The organism is Akkermansia sp. JRP_AM1, from assembly GCF_049262625.1.
GTDB classification, from domain to species: domain Bacteria; phylum Verrucomicrobiota; class Verrucomicrobiia; order Verrucomicrobiales; family Akkermansiaceae; genus Akkermansia; species Akkermansia massiliensis.
On the sequence record NZ_CP118234.1, the window covers coordinates 2,277,568 to 2,294,577 of the forward strand.

Annotated in this window: 14 protein-coding genes and 2 tRNA genes; 3 read left to right on the forward strand and 13 right to left on the reverse strand. The window is 58.9% G+C overall.

What is annotated here, in order from left to right; all coding sequences use genetic code 11:
* Positions 1 to 709: 709 nt before the first annotated feature.
* The 4 genes from PVA48_RS10890 to PVA48_RS10905 all read right to left on the reverse strand — a co-directional run bounded on the left by PVA48_RS10890 (position 710) and on the right by PVA48_RS10905 (position 3,046).
* Positions 710 to 1,267 (reverse strand): hypothetical protein, encoded by a 558-nt coding sequence (locus PVA48_RS10890; protein ID WP_249853069.1) that lies wholly within the window; start codon positions 1,265 to 1,267, stop codon positions 710 to 712.
* Complete coding sequence (gene mutL / locus PVA48_RS10895) at positions 1,233 to 2,615, reverse strand: DNA mismatch repair endonuclease MutL (RefSeq protein WP_423231729.1); 1,383 nt, start codon at positions 2,613 to 2,615, stop codon at positions 1,233 to 1,235. The genes PVA48_RS10890 and mutL overlap by 35 nt, the downstream gene beginning before the upstream one ends.
* Before the next feature lie 42 nt (positions 2,616 to 2,657).
* Positions 2,658 to 2,870 carry a sulfur carrier protein ThiS gene (thiS, locus tag PVA48_RS10900; RefSeq protein WP_180975134.1) on the reverse strand — a complete coding sequence of 71 codons (213 nt, stop codon included), beginning with the start codon at positions 2,868 to 2,870 and terminating at the stop codon, positions 2,658 to 2,660.
* Between the two features lie 101 nt (positions 2,871 to 2,971).
* Positions 2,972 to 3,046: transfer RNA gene (locus tag PVA48_RS10905), tRNA-Glu, on the reverse strand.
* A gap of 216 nt (positions 3,047 to 3,262) precedes the next feature.
* On the opposite strand from PVA48_RS10905, the gene PVA48_RS10910 reads away from it, so the two are divergent.
* Together PVA48_RS10910 and PVA48_RS10915 are read left to right on the forward strand one after the other, a co-directional pair.
* Positions 3,263 to 3,667 (forward strand): hypothetical protein, encoded by a 405-nt coding sequence (locus tag PVA48_RS10910; protein ID WP_102727972.1) that lies wholly within the window; start codon positions 3,263 to 3,265, stop codon positions 3,665 to 3,667.
* 104 nt (positions 3,668 to 3,771) lie between these two features.
* On the forward strand, positions 3,772 to 4,176 hold the full coding sequence (locus tag PVA48_RS10915; protein WP_423231730.1) for a hypothetical protein: 405 nt from the start codon (positions 3,772 to 3,774) through the stop codon (positions 4,174 to 4,176).
* Positions 4,177 to 5,139: 963 nt separating this feature from the next.
* On the opposite strand, the gene PVA48_RS10920 is transcribed toward PVA48_RS10915, so the two are convergent.
* The 9 genes from PVA48_RS10920 to kbl all read right to left on the reverse strand — a co-directional run bounded on the left by PVA48_RS10920 (position 5,140) and on the right by kbl (position 15,404).
* On the reverse strand, positions 5,140 to 5,769 hold the full coding sequence (locus PVA48_RS10920; protein WP_423231731.1) for a hypothetical protein: 630 nt from the start codon (positions 5,767 to 5,769) through the stop codon (positions 5,140 to 5,142).
* Positions 5,770 to 5,877: 108 nt separating this feature from the next.
* Positions 5,878 to 5,952 (reverse strand) — tRNA-Cys (locus PVA48_RS10925).
* Between the two features lie 42 nt (positions 5,953 to 5,994).
* Positions 5,995 to 6,645, reverse strand: coding sequence for a hypothetical protein (locus tag PVA48_RS10930; protein WP_102727975.1), 651 nt, complete (start codon positions 6,643 to 6,645; stop codon positions 5,995 to 5,997).
* A gap of 306 nt (positions 6,646 to 6,951) precedes the next feature.
* Entirely contained in the window at positions 6,952 to 7,530 is a 579-nt protein-coding gene (locus tag PVA48_RS10935) for a hypothetical protein (protein ID WP_022396999.1), read from the reverse strand.
* 85 nt (positions 7,531 to 7,615) lie between these two features.
* A complete protein-coding gene (locus PVA48_RS10940; protein ID WP_423231732.1) occupies positions 7,616 to 7,870 on the reverse strand; it encodes a hypothetical protein in 255 nt (84 codons plus the stop codon).
* Positions 7,867 to 10,362, reverse strand: coding sequence for a serine/threonine-protein kinase (locus tag PVA48_RS10945; protein ID WP_423231733.1), 2,496 nt, complete (start codon positions 10,360 to 10,362; stop codon positions 7,867 to 7,869). Before PVA48_RS10945 ends, PVA48_RS10940 begins: the two co-directional genes overlap by 4 nt.
* Before the next feature lie 243 nt (positions 10,363 to 10,605).
* Positions 10,606 to 11,376, reverse strand: a complete 771-nt coding sequence (locus tag PVA48_RS10950; protein WP_022397001.1) for a ParA family protein — start codon at positions 11,374 to 11,376, stop codon at positions 10,606 to 10,608.
* A gap of 174 nt (positions 11,377 to 11,550) precedes the next feature.
* Positions 11,551 to 14,190: an SUMF1/EgtB/PvdO family nonheme iron enzyme gene (locus PVA48_RS10955; RefSeq protein WP_102727977.1), complete on the reverse strand. Its 2,640-nt coding sequence runs from the start codon at positions 14,188 to 14,190 to the stop codon at positions 11,551 to 11,553.
* Between the two features lie 14 nt (positions 14,191 to 14,204).
* Positions 14,205 to 15,404, reverse strand: coding sequence for a glycine C-acetyltransferase (kbl, locus tag PVA48_RS10960; protein ID WP_022397003.1), 1,200 nt, complete (start codon positions 15,402 to 15,404; stop codon positions 14,205 to 14,207).
* A 404-nt stretch (positions 15,405 to 15,808) separates the two neighbouring features.
* Here kbl and PVA48_RS10965 point away from each other — a divergent pair, with 404 nt between their 5' ends.
* Complete coding sequence (locus tag PVA48_RS10965; RefSeq protein WP_022397004.1) at positions 15,809 to 16,963, forward strand: autotransporter outer membrane beta-barrel domain-containing protein; 1,155 nt, start codon at positions 15,809 to 15,811, stop codon at positions 16,961 to 16,963.
* Positions 16,964 to 17,010 lie beyond the last annotated feature (47 nt).

Genomic DNA, 17,010 nt, shown 5'->3' on the forward strand with positions numbered 1-17,010 from the left:
AAACCACGCCCGCAGGAGGAAATAGCCGCCTCCCAGCCCCAGCGCCAGCCATCCCGGCAGCCCGGGGCTGGGAATCTTGTACCCCCGGAGGATGCAGAAGCAGAACAGCAGAAGGGCCGCCGCCAGAAGGCAGGCGGGAAGAAAAAGGGTGTGCCACTCCCCACCTGCCGCCGCCGTCGCCAGAAGGGCGTAAAAAAGGGCCAGCAGGGCCATCAGGGCTTTTCCGGCGGCGGTTTCAGCAATGCGTGGTGCGGAAGGCTTGCTGGGGGCGGGGTCTGGCATGGCTGGGAACGGGCTGGATGACGACAGGGAAGGTAACATTATAAACGCGGGACCCCCCCTTGCCAAGAGCAAGCTTCCGTACAGGACGGGATGGATGCGGCGGCCCGCGCGTTAAAACCGGATGGGCCGGAAAAGGGGGAGGAAAGGGAGATAAAAGGAATGGAGTGAAAAACGGCTTTCATGGAAGGATGGCATTTACCTCCTGTTTTGAAAGAAGGCTTTCAGGAAGCGCCGCATGCTTCTGAATGAATGCACGGACAAAGGCCGCACTTTCAAAAACCGTATTCCTTCATTCTCTTGAACATTCCTTCGCTGGCTCCCGGTTTCCTTTCGGCCGCGGCAAAGGCCTGCTGCTCTTCTGCGCGGCCTTCCATTTCAAATGTGGAGCTGAAAGACCAGGTATCCGGCCTTCCGCTTTCCCGGCCCGTTACGCCTGGATGCCGAATTTGCGTTTGATCTCCGGAATGGAATAATTCACCAGCGTGGGCTTGCCGCCCGGGGTGCAGTACGGCACTTCGCAGGCCAGCAGTTCTTTCAGGATGGCCGGGGCGCGGTGCGGGGAAATACGTTCCTTCCAGGCGGATTTCCTGGCGATTTCCCCGATGAAGGTCTCATAAGCCATGCGTTTGGCGTTCCGGCTGAATTCGGACTGGGTGAGGCGGTCCACCAGCTCCAGCAGGAAGGCGCGGGCGTTCTCCAGTTCCAGCAGGGCGGGCAGGGATTCTATCCTGATCGTGTTCTGGCCGAAGGGCGTGACGGTCATTCCGGCCTGGTCAAAGTGGGGTGCGAACTGCTGGATAACGGCAAAATCCCGCGGGTCCAGGTCCAGTATCACCGGGTCCAGAAGCTGCTGGGACGGCATGGGCGCTTCCCGGTGCGCCCGCAGCCGTTCAAAGATGATGCGTTCCCGCGCGGCCCTGGGATGCATCAGCACCAGGCCCTCCGGCGTTTCAAACAGGGCGAATTGCTGGTGGAGGGTTCCCATATAGGTGAACCCGGCGGTGGCGTCCCTCTCCGGAGCGGCCTTTCCGCAGGCGTCCCTTGCGCCGCCGCCCTCCGCCTGATGCTGGAAATCCAGTTTCCCCTGGGTGGCGGGAACCTGCTTCAGGGGAATGGGGCGCAGGGGGAAGAGGAACAGCCTCCCGTGATTGCCTGCTGGGGGCGGGGGAAGAAAGGGAAGGGAGTTTGGAGGAAGGAGCGGGGGCCGTGCGGGGTTTTGCCGGAGGGAAGGCCTGGGAATTGTCCGCCCGGGAGGGTGTTTCCCCATGCGGCGCGGCGGAAGGCGGTTCCGGAGGGCCGCCGTCCGTCTCCGGCACGGCGGCGGAAGCGTGAATTTCCTGCCGGGCGTGTTTTTGGAGGGTGTTGGCAATCGCCTCCACAATGGTATTAACCACGTCCGCGGAACGGCGGAACCTCACCTCCTTCTTGGCGGGGTGCACGTTGACGTCCACCAGCGCGGGCTCCACCTCCATGTACAGGAAGAGCGCCGGATGCAGCCCGGTGGGAAAACCGCCGTAACCGTCCCGGATGGCCCGGTTGATGAGCTGGTCCTCCACGGGGCGGGTGTTCATGAAGACGTACTGCCCCTTTCTGGTGCGCCTGGCCTCGGAAAGCGGGAGCAGGAAGCCCGTGACGGAAATGCCGGGCCCGATGGTCGTTTCTATCGGAATCAGGGCTGCCGCCGTAGCCGCATCCGTCAGCGCGGAGATGCGGACGCGCAGGTCCGCCGTGGCCGGAAGGTCGAAGACGAGCTGGTCGTCCCGCTTGTAGGTAAAGCGCACCTGGGGATAGGCCAGGGCATGCAGGCGTATCTGGTGCTCCACATGGGAAGCCTCCGTCTCCGCGGATTTCAGGAACTTGCGGCGTGCCGGGGTATTGTAAAACAGGTCGGAGACCTCAATGGCGGTGCCGGGGGAGACGCCGGAACTTCTCGGCTCGTGCTCCAGCCCGCCGTCGATGCGTACTTCCCAGCCCTCCAGTGCCTGCTGCTGCCTGGTGCAGAGCTTGAAGCGGGAGACGCTGGCAATGCTGGGAATGGCCTCCCCGCGGAAGCCCAGGTGAGTGATTTCAAACAGGTCCTCCAGGGAGGAAAGCTTGCTGGTGGCGTGCCGCTTGGCGCACAGGCACGCGTCTTCCCGGGACATGCCGCAGCCGTCGTCCGTCACCTTGATCAGGCCCACGCCTCCGCGGCGTATCTCCACCCGCACGGATCTGGCTCCGGCGTCCAGGCTGTTTTCCACCAGCTCCTTCACGACGGAGGCGGGGCGTTCCACCACCTCGCCCGCCGCCACCTGGCTGGCAAGAGTGGGGGACATGACGTGGATGGAGGGCATGGCGGTGACGGATTGGGAAGGGAAATAAAGGAAAAAGGGAGCCTAGCCGCCGGCGACGATGGAGACGATTTCCACCCGGTCTCCGGGAGAAACCGTAACCCGGAAAAAATCCTGCGGCAGGAGCGCGGAGCCGTTGTGCTCCACGACGACGGGTTTGCCGTTCATGTTCAAGAGTTCCAGAAGCCGGGAAACGGAACAGGGTTCCGCCAGTCCATACGGGGCTCCGTTCAGCATAATTTCGTTCTGGGCTGCCATGGCGGAAGTAACCATACCACAACGGGTGGAAAAATCCAGAAACATACCGGGGGGATGGCGTAAAAAAGATTCCGGTTCAAGACGGAAGGAAAAGAAAAAACTGGCATCGCGTACGGGACTCGAACCCGTGTTGCCCGCGTGAAAGGCGGAGTCCTAGACCGCTAGACGAACGCGACATTAGGTTTGCAGGGACTGCGCGACGGAGTAAACACAACCACCGCGCAAAAGGCAAGAACTATTTAACCAAGGCCGCAAAAAAGCGTACTTACGGGAGTTCCCTCCCTCATTCTTGAAAGTGTGAAAACAACCTGATTCACCAATACCAAGCCAATACAAAAAACTTGCATGCCAAATAATGCCAATATATAACGGCGGTATCTGCTACAAAAACTATGCGCTATCTGCTATCCATCCTTACTATCCTAGCCATCATTGGAACAGTATGGTACAATAACCATTTGACAGTACAACACGACCAGAACGTAAATGAACTGAACTCTCAACTGGAAAAGCTGCAACTCACTACAGAGCCCAAAATCAATAATCTGGAGAGAAAGATAAAGGAATCTTATGACACTCTTGACCTGGAAGAAGAAACATTCCGGAACAAGAGGGATGCGTTAGAAACTATCCTCAAACAAACACAAGCACAACAGGAACGAACAGCACAACAGAACGCGGAACGGGCTTTACGCCGTAAAAAGGCCGCTGTGGAAACAGCACTAGCTAACCGTGAATTAACTGCTAAGGAATGGGAAGTCACGCTGGCGACTTTTAAAACACGACGGGCAGAATAGCTAAATTACTTGATAAAAATAAACAACAGATAACTCTTAATAATAGGAAACTTGCTGACATCATTAAACGTGATACGGAAGACATAGCAAGACGGGAAGACGCTATGAGGTCCGCCGCCCGCGCATCAATGGCAAGCGGAAGGGCTGGAGGCCGTGGAACCTCTTATGCAATCATTGAAGCCAAGGAAGCCATGGAAAAAAAGCACAGGAACATGAACAAAGCGGTTGCCCTGCAAAACAGAAAACTCATGGAATCCATAGATACTATGGAAAAAGAATTGGTCCAAATGGACCGGGCGGAAGAAAAATTTATGCAATTGAACTCTCCGCATAATAAACCAGTTGCACACCTTGAACACTCTGAAGAATTCGTGGCAAAAGTGCCCGTAGGAGAAAAAGCACACCAGGACCTTCTAAAACTCCACGAGGAACACAAACTCTCCGTTAAAAAGCTTCAGAACACAATTAACGACCTACTGGACGCAAAAAATTTTAGAAACCAGGCTTAGCGACGTCCGCCGTGACATCAACAAGCAAAAAATGGATATTCAAGATAAGCATCAGCAAAGACTGAGAAACGCTCAATTCACAGGATACGCAATCATTGGAATTTTAGCAATTCTTACGCTCATTTCTTTTTCTTTTACAAATAGATACGCCTGATAAGTCACATTGCCTTCCTCTCTCTAGTCGTGTCCTCACAGGGTACGGCTTTTTTGTTGTCTAAACTCTAACTCTAACTGTCACTTTTGCCAAGGAGTGCAGCACTTCCTGTGTCCGGGCAGCAGCTTGAGAAGCCAAGGGGCGGCGGCCTGGCGCAATGGCGGAAGCTACCGAATGACCATTAGCCGGCCGTCAATGCATTCTTGGGGGATTGCGGTAGAATGGACCCTGACCATAACGGCCTAAAAGTTCATCGGCCGCAGGCACGCCTTTCTGGAACGGATTATGATGCCTTTTGGGAGTTCGTGGAAGATGAAGGCGGCGTGTCCCTGGGGCGGGAGCGGGATTATGACTGGATGCACTTTCAGTTTGCGCGGTTGTAAATAAATTGTAATAAAGGGGATATTCCTGTATATCCGCTTGCCGGGTTGGTCCCGGACTAAAGAAAGGAGGTGTAACATGTGATACTTAACCCCGAATTAGTAGTACGGCTGATGGAACTTATTATTGTTCTGACTAGCTAAAAGAAAGCCCCGGCCTGGTGACGCAGGCTGGGGCGATTTTTTAGAGGTGTATGCGATACACGAACTAGTAGTAATGCCAATATGTGCTAGAACCACTTTTTGTCAAGATAAATATTATCAGCTTTTATCAGCTTTTATCAAGTAATTTGGAAAGTGTATTTCTTACTTCGCTTTTTTCCGCGGGAGTCCCATTTGACGGTGCGGCCGTCATTTAACTGGAACGTCTTGCCGCCATAAGTGGAATTGAGCAGGAAGGAAAAGCGTTTATTGGAAGCTTGGGTGAGCTTATAGCGGGGTATCTTGCTTTCGTGTCCATCTTCGTCCTTTTCCGTTACAGATCAAGGTTGAGTTCCGGGTGTTTGCGGGTGCGCGGTTTGGGGGCGTCCTGCTTCTTTTTTTGCGGGATTTCTTTTGAGCCTTCCGGCTGGTCCAAGATACTTGTGCAAGCTTGCGCAGGGCAGTCTTCCCGTATTTCCCGATAAGAGCTTGCGCTTGATCGGGTGTTAAGGAGTCAAGGAAATCGTTGCAGGCGTGCGCCCGCATGGATGATGCGGAAATGGTATCACTGGTCAGGAGAGCAAGGTCAGAATGCGACAAGTTTTCTACGGATTTTGGACAGTAGAGTTTGGCAAGCTTGTAAACGTTCCGGGTAACGCGTTGCGGGTGATGGCCGTTGCGAAAAAGGATAGTGAAAATACCGATAAGGATATGCAAACGGGCATCCGCTATTTCTTCTTTTACCACGTCAAGTTGATGGTGGTTTAGACCGCATTCATAGAGTGCTTTTGAGAGTTCCGGGAGGATGGGCGTGGCGTCAAAAGGCGCGCTCCATTGCTCCTGTGTTTCTCCGTGCGCATGCAACAGGTAGTCAAGCGCGTCTCCTTGAGCGTGGATAACAGAGGGGCTGGAACTCATACCGTACCCCCCCTCCCGGGACAAGACTTGCTCCGAATGTGGAGCTAAAAACAAGAGGTTTACTACGTTTCTTGCTACGCTAAAGGCGTAAACGTTTGAAAGTAAACATGGAGGCGGGAGCGGGAATCGAACCCGCGAATAACGATTTTGCAGACCGTCGCCTTACCACTTGGCTACCCCGCCGCTGATGTTGTGCGCGGATACTAGGGGAAAGAACCGCGGGTGTCAATCTCGTTTTTGGAAAAGATGCGCTGTTTCTGCGGAAGGCTGTCCGGGAATCCGGCCACCTTCCGGATGGGGCGGCATTGCTTTCAAGGCGTCTTCCCGGGAGACGGCGGCGTTGATGGGCAAGTTCCTGGTTTCCTGCTTTTCCGCATAGTGAATGACAAGGCGGACGCGATCATATTTTTCCGGGAAAGTGCAGGTGAACGGGTGGAATTCGATCGGCCCCGAACGGCATCGCGCCATTTCTGTTTTCACGGGGATCCTGTGTCCCTCCCGGTCAAGGAATACCATGCCGGCATAGGGGAAGCTCACAGGATAAATGAGCCCGATGCTCCATGTGTTGGTTTCCGTATACGGATTCACCCTTATGTCCAGATGCGGGCATTTTTCCAGATTGGCTACGTCCGTCCCTTCCTCAAGAAAGGAGGAGATGCAGAGAGGGATGGAATACGCGGCGTTCGGACGGAGATCGATTTCCGTTTCTGGCAGAGTGGCCAGCCGCGCGCATTTCACCGGCACCTTTCCCTTGATCTGGATTCTTCCGTCTTGGGGGAAGGGGCGGTCCTTAACCAGAAGGCCCAGGGAGAATATGCCTTTGCCTGTTTCCTGTTCATAGGAATGATGGGAAATGCTGATGGACGTGTCTTTCAAAGAAATTCCATTTCCGCTTCTGATGCTCAGTCCTGTTGGACTGGCAGCTGCAGAGAGTACGGCGCGGGGGGAAGTGTAACTGCCGGTGAATAGGAAATAACGGTATTTCGGAAAGAAGCTGGTTAGTTGAAGCTTGATGGCCTTTCTGCAGAATGTTTCATGCCGCTCCCCCTTGAAAGGGAGGGAATGAGCAGGAGGAAAAGGGCCGGAAGAAGCTTCATGGATGGCTGATGAACGAAAAGGGGGAGGGATACGGAGGCGCCTCCCGTGCAAAGCCGGAGCCGGAAAGATGGTTTATGGCGGTTTTTAACGGTTGGACAGCAGCTGCTTCATTTCCGGAAGACGGAAGTGCAGCGGAGGAAGCTCCTCCTCAAACGCGGCTGATTTTTCTTTCCTCAGGGCTTCCGCCCGTTCTTCCAGTTTCCGGGCTTCAGCCAGGATTTTGCGTATTTCCTGCCGCCCGCGGCCTATGTGGGAAACGGCCCGGGACGGGTCCGGCGTGAATTCCGGACCTCCCTTGAGGTATTTTTCAAAGTATTGCTGGTAGCGTTCCGCCAGTTCCCGCCCTCTGGCAAAGAGCTTGCGGTCTTCTTCCACATAGGCCGCCACGGCGGGGTCCACGTCTTTCGTGCTCAGGTCCGCCAGTTCTTCGTCCCGCTCCCGCAGCAGGTCCGCCGCGTCCCTGCTGCTTTCCGCCAGGCCGGGAAGGGTGGGATTCTTTTTCAGCTTCAGGAGGCGCTGCACCAGCGCATCGCTTTTTTCCGAGTATTCCGTATTGATGTCCGCCGCCTTTTTCCAGTAGGAGACGGTGGGGTCACCGCAGGAGGCCATCAGGAAGGCGGCCAGAAAGGGGAGCGTGCGGCGCAGGAAAGTAAGGGAAGTCATGTTCCTTTTGTAGCATTCCCGTGACGGGAATCAAGGCTGTTTTACGGGTCCCCGGCTTCTGCTTCTTATGAAAAGATGCTGAATCTTAATCGGTTCCGTTTCTGGAACGTTTCTTTTCCGCCGGAGGCGGCATTTCCACCACGCCGCTGCTGTTTCCGGGCGTCAGCAGGATTTCCACCTCCAGGGGCAGGGACGTATCCGCCAGCAGGCCTTCCGGGATGGAGATGCCGATGGGGGCAGAGCTTTTGCCGGGCAGCACTTCCTGGGGGGAGATGATGTCCAGAATGAGGCGTCCGTGCTGGAGAATGTTGATTTTGCTGATGGAGAAGGCATCCTTCATGCCCGTGTTATGCAGCGTGACGCCCTTGAGCTGGGATGGGGCGAACGGTCCCGGAACGGTGAAGCGCAGGATGGTGGATTCCCCCTGGCAAGCGGCAGGGGGAGCCAGTACGCCGCAATGGGCGCCTCCGGGTTCAGGCTGTCCGTCAGGTAGGCGGATCCGTTGAGACGTTCCATCATCAGGCCGGAAAGCTCCGGGGAGGCGGGCACGCCCCAGCCCTGGGAGTACATGAGGGAGAGCAGGTACAGGGCTTCCTGGTCCCGGTACTGGACCGCCATTCTCAGGAACCGCGCCGCCTGGGCGTAATCCCGGGAGGCCAGAGGGGGCTGCTGTGGCAGGCGGGGAAAATAGGAGGGGATGTCCATGAGCAGGATGCCCAGCTCCTTCATGGCCTCATAGCATCCTCCGGTGGCGGAACGGTAGAGCCATTCCACCCCTTCTTCCGGCCTGGGGCCGCCGGGGCAGTCAGGAGACATGAGGAGTTTCCCCAATACCTGCTGGGCCACCGGGTAGCCGGCTTTGGACAGTTGTTCCAGAGCCGCCAGCATGTCCGGCGTGGCGTTCGCCAGGCCGAGAACGTTCCCGTGCCCCGGGGAAGGCGTGGTGACTGCCGCCACGAGCCCCTTGTAGGCAGGGTCATGCATCAGGGCCGGTTCCGGCGCCGCGGGGGCGATGATGAAGCGGATTTTAGGGAAGGCCTCCTCCGTGCGTTCCGTCTCGCTTTTGAAGCACGCCATTTGCATGGGGACGGCCTTGTGGGCGGCGGTTTCAAAGGCGTATGTGTAGGCGCGGTCCGTGGAGAGCTCCGGCAGGGCCGGGAAGAAGAAGGTGGAGGTGGATTGCCCCGGCACCGTGAAGGAGGGGACGGAGTTGACGGAACGGTCCACCAGGGCTCCGTTGGAGTCCCGGATGGTGAGGTGCAGTTCCTCCCCTCCGGTGGCCGGAGGGATAATCTGGAGGTAGATGCAGGAGATGCGTAGCTTTTCCGGCAGGATGGAGGGGATGCCGGAACGGGTCAGAATCGTATCGTCCAGGCGCAGCTGGAATTCCTTCAGCGTCCGCGGTTCCAGCGCCGCGTCTTCCGTCATTCTGAGCTCCGGGATGCGGATGGATGCCAGGTCCCGGGGCGGAGGGGCCAATTCCTTCCCGTTGGCGGCCGGCTGCTGGATGGCCTCCTTGATGGTATTGATGGTGGTGCCCATGGGGGCCTTTTTCAGGTAGTCCATCAGGTAGAACGCCGCTGCGCCCAGCAGCAGGGTGCAGACGCTCCCCACCATCAGGAACATCATGTGGCGGTTGCGGCGGAGGGTGCGCGCGGACAGCCTGCGGGAGGAGGAATGAAGTCCGCCCGTCCCGGCGGTGGCCTTTTTGTTCCCGGAATTCTTCTCCGCGCAGGGATGCGGCATTCCTTCCGGATGAATGTGGCGGATGTCCGCCGGGGATACCTGGATGGTGGCGGAGGATTCTTCCCCGGAAATGGCGCAAATGTCGTGAATCCATTCACGGGCCGTCTGGTAGCGGCAGCTGGTCTGGGGAGCCAGCGCCTTGTCCAGCGAAAGCAGGAACTGCCGCGAGTAATAGCGGGTGAGCACGGGGTCGCTGTGCAGCGGCGGCATGCCGTCTTCCGTCAGGCGCACTTCCGCCCGTTCCGGCGGGTGGCCCGTGAGGAGGGCGTAAAAGGTGGCGCCTACGGAATAAAGGTCGCTCCAGGGGCCGATGTTCGTTTTCCCCAGCGCCTGTTCCGGGGAGGAATACCCCTGGGTGGTCAGGACGGTGGCGGCATGCAGCTTCAGGGCATGGCGCGCCGCGCCGAAGTCGATCAGCACGGGCGTGCCTTCCTCCGTCAGCAGGATGTTGCCGGGCTTGATGTCACGGTGGTAGATGTGCCTGGAATGGAGGTAGTCCAGAATCCGCAGCAGGCGGGTCAGCAGGCCCTTGAGTTCGTCCTCCGTGTAGCGGTGCCCGGTGCTGTGGAGTTTCTCCCCCAGGTAGTCCAGGGAAAGCCCGGTGATGTTCTCCATGGCGAAGTAGGCGGTGCCGTTGGCTTCAAAAACGGACAGGATTCTGACGATGCCGGGATGGTTGAGCTCCGCCAGCGTCTGGGCCTCGCTCAGGAAACTCTTCAGGGCCCAGGTGTAGTTTTCCAGGTCGTGCTCGTTGTTGGGCCGGATATGCCCGGTCAGCGGGTCCCGGTAGGAGCAGCTGGAGGGGAAGTTTTCCTTGATGACCACGTTGCGGTTCAGGAACAGGTCCTTCGCCAGGTAGGTGATGCCGAAGCCCCCGCTGCCCAGGACGCGGATGATTTCATACTGTTCCAGGCGCGTGCCGGGGGCCAGCTCCCTCTGGTAAACGAAAAAGGCGCCTTTTTCTTCCGCGTGGGGGAGAGGGGGGCGTCCGGGCAGAATCTGTTCCAGGCCTGTCGTTGGAGCGGGAGGCGGGACTTGCCCTGTCGTCCGGGGCTGGTCGTCTGGCTGGCCTTCTTCTGCTGGCATGAGGGAAAGTTCCTGAAGCGGAGCTGGAGGCATTCTCATATGCCGGGTGCGGCAAGTCAAGGTGAATGCCTGTTTTCCTCCGTATCAGGACTGCCGCCTGTGCGTAGTATCTAAAACGGCGCAAGTAGAATGGAAGGAATAAACCTAAAGGGAGAGATGAAGGCGGGGGATTCTTTCTGCCTTGTCCTTCCTGTACGCCATGTTCATGAAGTCCGTTCCCGTGAAAGCCGTTCCTTCGCGTTTTCAGGATTTGTGGCGTCTGATGAATTCCCGTGCGGCTTTCAGGTAGGCTTCCGCCGCCGTTCCGGAAGGATCGTGTTCAAAGATGGTGTGGCCGAAGCTGGGCGCTTCCCCGAGCCGGATGGAGCGGGGAATGACCGTCTTGTACAGCATCTGGGGCAGGTGCTGTTCCACCTGGTCAATGACCTGGCGGGAAAGGTTGGTGCGGCCGTCGTACATGGTCATCAGCACCCCTTCATGCCTGATGCGGGGATTGGCTCCGCTGGCGCAGATCTGCGCCGTCACGTGCAGGATTTTGGCCAATCCTTCCAGCCCGAACCATTCGCATTGCAGGGGAGTCAGCACTTCGTCGCAGGCGGCCAGGGCGGAGGTCATCAGGACTCCCAGGGAAGGAGGCGTATCCATGATGCAGTAATCATAGGCATCCGACTCCCGCAGGGGAGCGAGCGTTTCCCGGAGCCGGGTCAGGTGGTTGCCGGAGCGGGCCAGTTCTATTTCCACGCCGGCCAGGTCCATGGTGGAGGGAATGATGTCCAGCCGTTTTCTGCCGGAAGGCAGGATGCACTCTTCCGCCGCAAGCTGGCCGAGCAGGGCCGGGTACAGGCTGGGCATGTCTTTTCCGTCAATGCCCATGCCGCTGGTGGCATTGGCCTGCGGATCCAGGTCAATGACAAGGATTTTCTTCTTCAGCTGGGCCAGGGCGGCGGCCAGGTTGATGGCCGTGGTGGTTTTTCCCACTCCCCCCTTCTGGTTGGCGATGGCGATGATTTTCATTCGGGAAAAGGGTGCGGGGAAAAGGTAGCATAACGGGAGGCCCTTTCAACCATTTTCCCGGAGAGGCGGGGCGGCCTGCGGGCTGCAGCGGACCTTTCCCTTTAGGGAACGGCTTGTTGCGTGGAACGGAGGAGCAGGGGAAATCTGCTGCTGCGGGGGCGGTGTGCCCCGGCGTCAGGGTGCCGTGGGAACGGCGGGGCGGTCGGAAGACAGGATGAGGCGGAAGCCCAGCGCGTCATCCCGCGTGTTTTCCGGCAGGGGGGTGCGGATGGAGGTGGTGAGCTGCTTGGGGCGGAAGGAGAGGTAGCTGCCTCCGCGGGCCACTCCGTAATTGCGGATGGGGAGGGACTCCGGCCCTCCGTAGGAATCGTCCACCCATTCCATGACGTTCCCCTCCAGGTCGTACAGGCCTAGATGGTTGGGCGGGAAGGTCTTCACGGGGGCCGTGTACGGCTGCCCGTCCTCATACCCCACGATGACGCGGGAGGAAGGAAGGTAAATCAGGGCGGACTGGTCCGCAAAATTGCCTGTTCTGTCCGGCGGCGGCCAGGAGAACCCCCACGGGAACACCTCCCGGGAGTTTTCATGGGGCAGCGTCTTTTCATAGGGGGAGGATCCCTTTTCATCCGTCAGGCGCACCCAGGAGCTCCATTCCTCGTCTTTGGGCAGGCGGTAGGAGTCGTGCTGGTCGATCAGGCCCTGGGCCCGCTCCTTGTTGGTGAGCCATTTGGCAAAGGCGCGCGCGTCCTGCCTGCTGACGTTTACCACCGGGTGGTTTTCCCCCTGGGGGAAGCCGGGCCGAGCCGGAGCCTTCCTGCCCGTGGCTTTCAGGAACTGCTGGAAGTCCTTCACGCGCACCTCATGGGACATGACCAGCGCGTTTCCTCCCACGGGCGCCAGGTCCATGCCCAGGCTGTTGGTCCAGGGCGAGCCGAAGACGACGGACTTGTCCGGCTCCAGCTGGAGGGAAAGGTATAAATCCTGCGGGTCCAGCCCCCGGCGCCGCATGGTGGCGTGCCCCGGCAGTTTGATTTCAATCACGTAGGGCACCTGGTTGACGTATTCCTCAATGGGCGTGCGGCCGATCAGCCTGTTGTTGAAAAAGACGCTGGCGCCCGGCGGATTGGTGGTGACGGTGATGGGGACCTGGAACACGCGCGTGACGTTCAGGACGTAGGCGCTGTGGCCGTCCGCGCTGCCGGACGTCTGCGGCAGCGGGTCCGCATTGATGGAAAACTCCTTGCCCAGCAGTCCCTCCCGTTCGCATTTCTTGTTCAGCCACGCCAGGTAGGCCGTGATGCCGTCCTGCGTGAGCAGGGCCACGTCCTTTTCCGGATGGCCCGGTTCCGCCTGCTCCCTCTTCATCTGGTAGTTTCCCTTCTGGTGGTCCTCCTTCAGGAACTTGTTGAACAGGGCGGCGGTGAGAGGGCCTTGCGCCACATGGCGCGTTTCCGCGGGAATGTAGGTGACTCCCTCCGTATCCTTCCACGGCTGGCTGTCCGTGGGGGGATGGTATTCCTTCAGCACGCCGCCCAGGGCCAGCGTGGAGCCGCCCTTGACGGTTCCCGCCTCCTCCTTGTCCGCGAAGCCCGATTTCTTGATGGTATAGGCCACGGAGGAACCGGAGGGCAGTTCAATGGGGCCGTAGGGCGTTTCATCCAGGTAATTGCCGTCCGCATCATAAACGGACGCTCCCGCCGGGGAGCTGGTCACCAGCACGTACCCGGTCCGGGACTCCTCCTCCGGTGCGGAGGAGTGGGTTTCCGGGCGCACGTCCGCGGCAGGTTCCTCCGCGGGATGCTGGCTATTGTTGAGCCACAGGGCCCCCCAGTAGGCGGTCAGGGCTCCCGCGACGGCGGCGGCCAGCAGCTGGAGGGTGCGCCTGAGCTTGCGGCGCTTCTTTTTCTTCTGGAGGCGGAAGCGGGTAGGCACTTCATACCCCCGCAGAACGTCTATTTTCTCCGCCAGCTCTTCCGCGGAATCAATGGCGCACTCCTCCACGCGGGGTTCCGCCGCCTGGCAGATGATGGTGTTGAACGCCTGCCACTTCTTGCGCACGGTGCCTTCCGGCAGATCATCCGGAAGCGCGGGAAAATCCATGCGGTCCTTTCCCGTGCTGATTTCATATAAAACCTTGGCCAGCGCGTAAACGTCCGCCCGCCGGGTGCCGGGGCCGTCCGGGGGGATGAACCCCTCCGTGCCTACAAAGCTGCGCTGGTCCAGATGGGCCACCAGGCCGATGTCCGCCAGCTTGGGCCGTCCGTTGACGAAGATGACGTTGGCCGGCTTGATGTCCCGGTGCGTCAGGTTCTTGCTGTGCAGGTACAGCAGGGCGTGGGCCAGCTGGCTGCCTACCTCCAGGCAGTAATCCAGGGGCAGCGGCTTGTTGCCGGAAAACTTCTTGTCCGTCTGGAGCGTGCGGGGAATATACTCGTCCGGCGTGATGTGGACCCCGGTGCGGGCGTCGTCGCCCAGCTCCATGACGTAATAGTAAAACGGGGAATCCTGGTCGTGCCTCCCCACGTGCAGGATGTGGACCAGCCCCGGATGGTTGCGGGCGATGGGTTCATACTGCAGGATGCCTTCAAACTCACGGTTGAACGTGCGCTCATCCTCAAAATCCTCACGCCAGACGATTTTCACGGCGCGCCACGCCCCGGTCAGGGACCTGGCCAGCCAGACCTCCCCGTATGCGCCGCTGCCTATCTGGCGCACGACTTCGTGGTCCGGAATGGAAGGAGTGGGACGCACCACCCGTTTGACGGGCAGCGTCGGCAGATTGCCGCCGGGCATGGGTGATGCGTCCGAAGTCATGGAGGGTGCAGGAATCAGGAAATAACTCCCAGGTTCTTGCCCACCTTGCAGAAGGCTTCAATCGCCTTGTCCAGCTGTTCGCGGGTGTGGGCGGCGGAAATCTGCGTGCGGATGCGGGCCTGCCCCTTGGGAACGACGGGGTAGAAGAAGCCGACGGCGTACACGCCTTCGTCCAGAAGCTGGGCGGAGAAATTCTGGGACAGCACGGCGTCCCCCAGCATCACCGGGGAAATGGGGTGGTCCTTGCCGCCGATGGTGAAGCCCGCGGCCGTCATGGCGTCGCGGAAATACTTGGTATTCGCTTCCACGCGGTCGCGCGCTTCCGTGGACTGTTCCAGCAGGTCCAGCACCTTGATGGAGGCGGCCACGATGGCGGGGGCCACGCTGTTGGAGAACAGGTAAGGGCGCGCCTTCTGGCGCAGGACGTCCACCACTTCCTTCGGGCCGGAAACATAGCCGCCGGAGGCGCCCCCCAGGGCCTTGCCCAGGGTGCCGGTAGTGATGTCTATGTTGCCGAACAGGCCGCGGTATTCGTGCGTGCCGCGGCCCCGCTTGCCCAGGAAACCCGTGGCGTGGCAGTCGTCAAAATGGACGATGGCGTTGTACCTGGCGGCCAGCTCGTGAATCTTGTCCAGCTGGGCGATGATGCCGTCCATGGAAAACACGCCGTCCGTGGAAATCAGCTTCACGCGGGCTCCGGCGGCATCCGCTTCCTGGAGCTTGGCTTCCAGGTCCGCCATGTCGTTGTTGGCGTAGCGGAAGCGCTTGGCCTTGCAGAGGCGCACGCCGTCAATGATGGAGGCGTGGTTCAGGGAATCGGAAATAATGGCGTCGTCCGCGGTCAGGAGGCCTTCAAACAGGCCGCCGTTGGCGTCAAAGCAGGAGGGGAACAGAATCGTGTCTTCCGTGCCGAGGAACTGGGAAAGGCGTTCCTCAAGCTGGCGGTGCAGGGTCTGCGTGCCGCAGATGAACCGCACGGAAGCCATGCCGAAGCCCCATTCGTCAATGGCTTTCTTGGCGGCCTCCATCACTTCCGGATTATTGGCCAGGCCCAGGTAATTGTTGGCGCACATGTTGATGACGGAGCGTCCGTCCTTTAGCGTCACCTGGGAATATTGCTGGGAGGCGATGAAGCGTTCTTCCTTGTACAGACCTTCCGCACGCAGTCCGTCCAGGGTGGAAGTGAGGATGTTTTTGAATTCGGGGGTATACATGTCGAATAATGGAATATGAATTGAAATAGCCAGCAAGTGAACGATCAAGGATCACACGGTTGCTCCCGCACCTTTATCATTATTGAGCCGTGAAGAAAAGCTTAAAGAACACAAATTGAAGGCCGGGAGAGGACGGAACGGAGAAGCGGAACCCCTCCGCTTATCCCGCGGTGACGGGAAAAACGGGAGCCGGTCAGAGGGGTGCGTTTCCTGAAGAAAAAGAACAGGGAAAAACAGGAAAAATACTAACCGGTCCGGAATGCATGAACGGCAGGCGGGGACGGGCAGGGAGGAGTTCTCCGGAGTATGGGAAATGCATTTGATACACAAAACAGGCATCAGCGTGCGCTTGAAAAATGAAGGCCGGTTCCAACATCCGACCATTAAACCCATCATACCCGATCATGAAACTATCCCGTATTTCCTTATGGAGCCTGACCCTGGCAGGATGCCTGCCTGCCGTGCGCGCCGAATCCTGGAACCAGTTCCCGGAAAGCGGTCCGGAAACCACGCTGGATTCCATGTGGGCGTCCGCGGCTTATGTGCAGACGCTGGTGGAAGCCTCCTCCGCCCAGATAAATATCTCCCGTTTTCAGCAGAAGGGACCGTCCAACCTGTGGGCGGGCGCTCTGGGCAGCTTTGGCGATGCCGGAATCCGGAACAACCAGCCTTCCTTTGACTACTCAGCCGCCGGCTACGCGCTGGGGTATGACTACGGCACGTATGGAGAAAAATCCGGTTCCCTGCTGGGTCTGGCGTTCGGGCAGATGTTCGGGCACCAGAACATTCAGGAAATGCCGGACTATCCGGACGGTCCCCTAGAGGGAGACCGCTTCCGGCAGTCTGCGTGGATGGCCAACCTGTACGGCGCCTTCTTCCGGGAAACGGGCCCGCGGTCCAGCCTGCTTCTTGCCGCGAATGCGGCCTTCGGCAGTACGGAAAACAAATGCCGCCACAGTGATGCGTGGGGAAACGCCTCCAAGTGGAACTCGGAAACGTTCCAGGCGGGGCTTTCCGCCTCCTGGCGCTATCAGGTGACGAACTCCTTCAGCGTGATCCCCTTTATGGGAGTAACGTATGTGCACGGAGCCAACAAGGTGAAAAGGGATGACCGGGGCGGTTACGGCGATTCCTCCTGGTGGGGGGATTACTGGTGGGACGACGACGACTGGGACGATGACGATGATGATAACCAGCGGCGGGACAACCGGGGCACGTTTGACAATGTGTCCCTGGCGATGGGGGTGACGCTGGAACACGTTCTCCGCCTGTCCGGAAACACCGTATGGATCAATGCCCTGTCCGGGAGCTACTGCCCGGACATCTACCGGAACGATCCCCATTACACGTTCCGGGACGGCTGGTGGGAAGGGGATGAATACCGGGAATCCCGGTACAAGGGGAAGGGCTACTCTCCCGGAAAGCAGTCATTCAAAGTCAAGCTGCTGTCCAGAATGGTCTTCAATGACAGATGCTCCGTCTTCGCCTCCTACCAGGCGCATTTCAGGGAATCCTTCCTGGAGCATCAGGCGGCGCTGGGCGTCTCCGTCTCCTTCTGAACATTGATGCTGCCGGGGGAGAGCCGGAAGGAAAAAAAGTCCGGTTT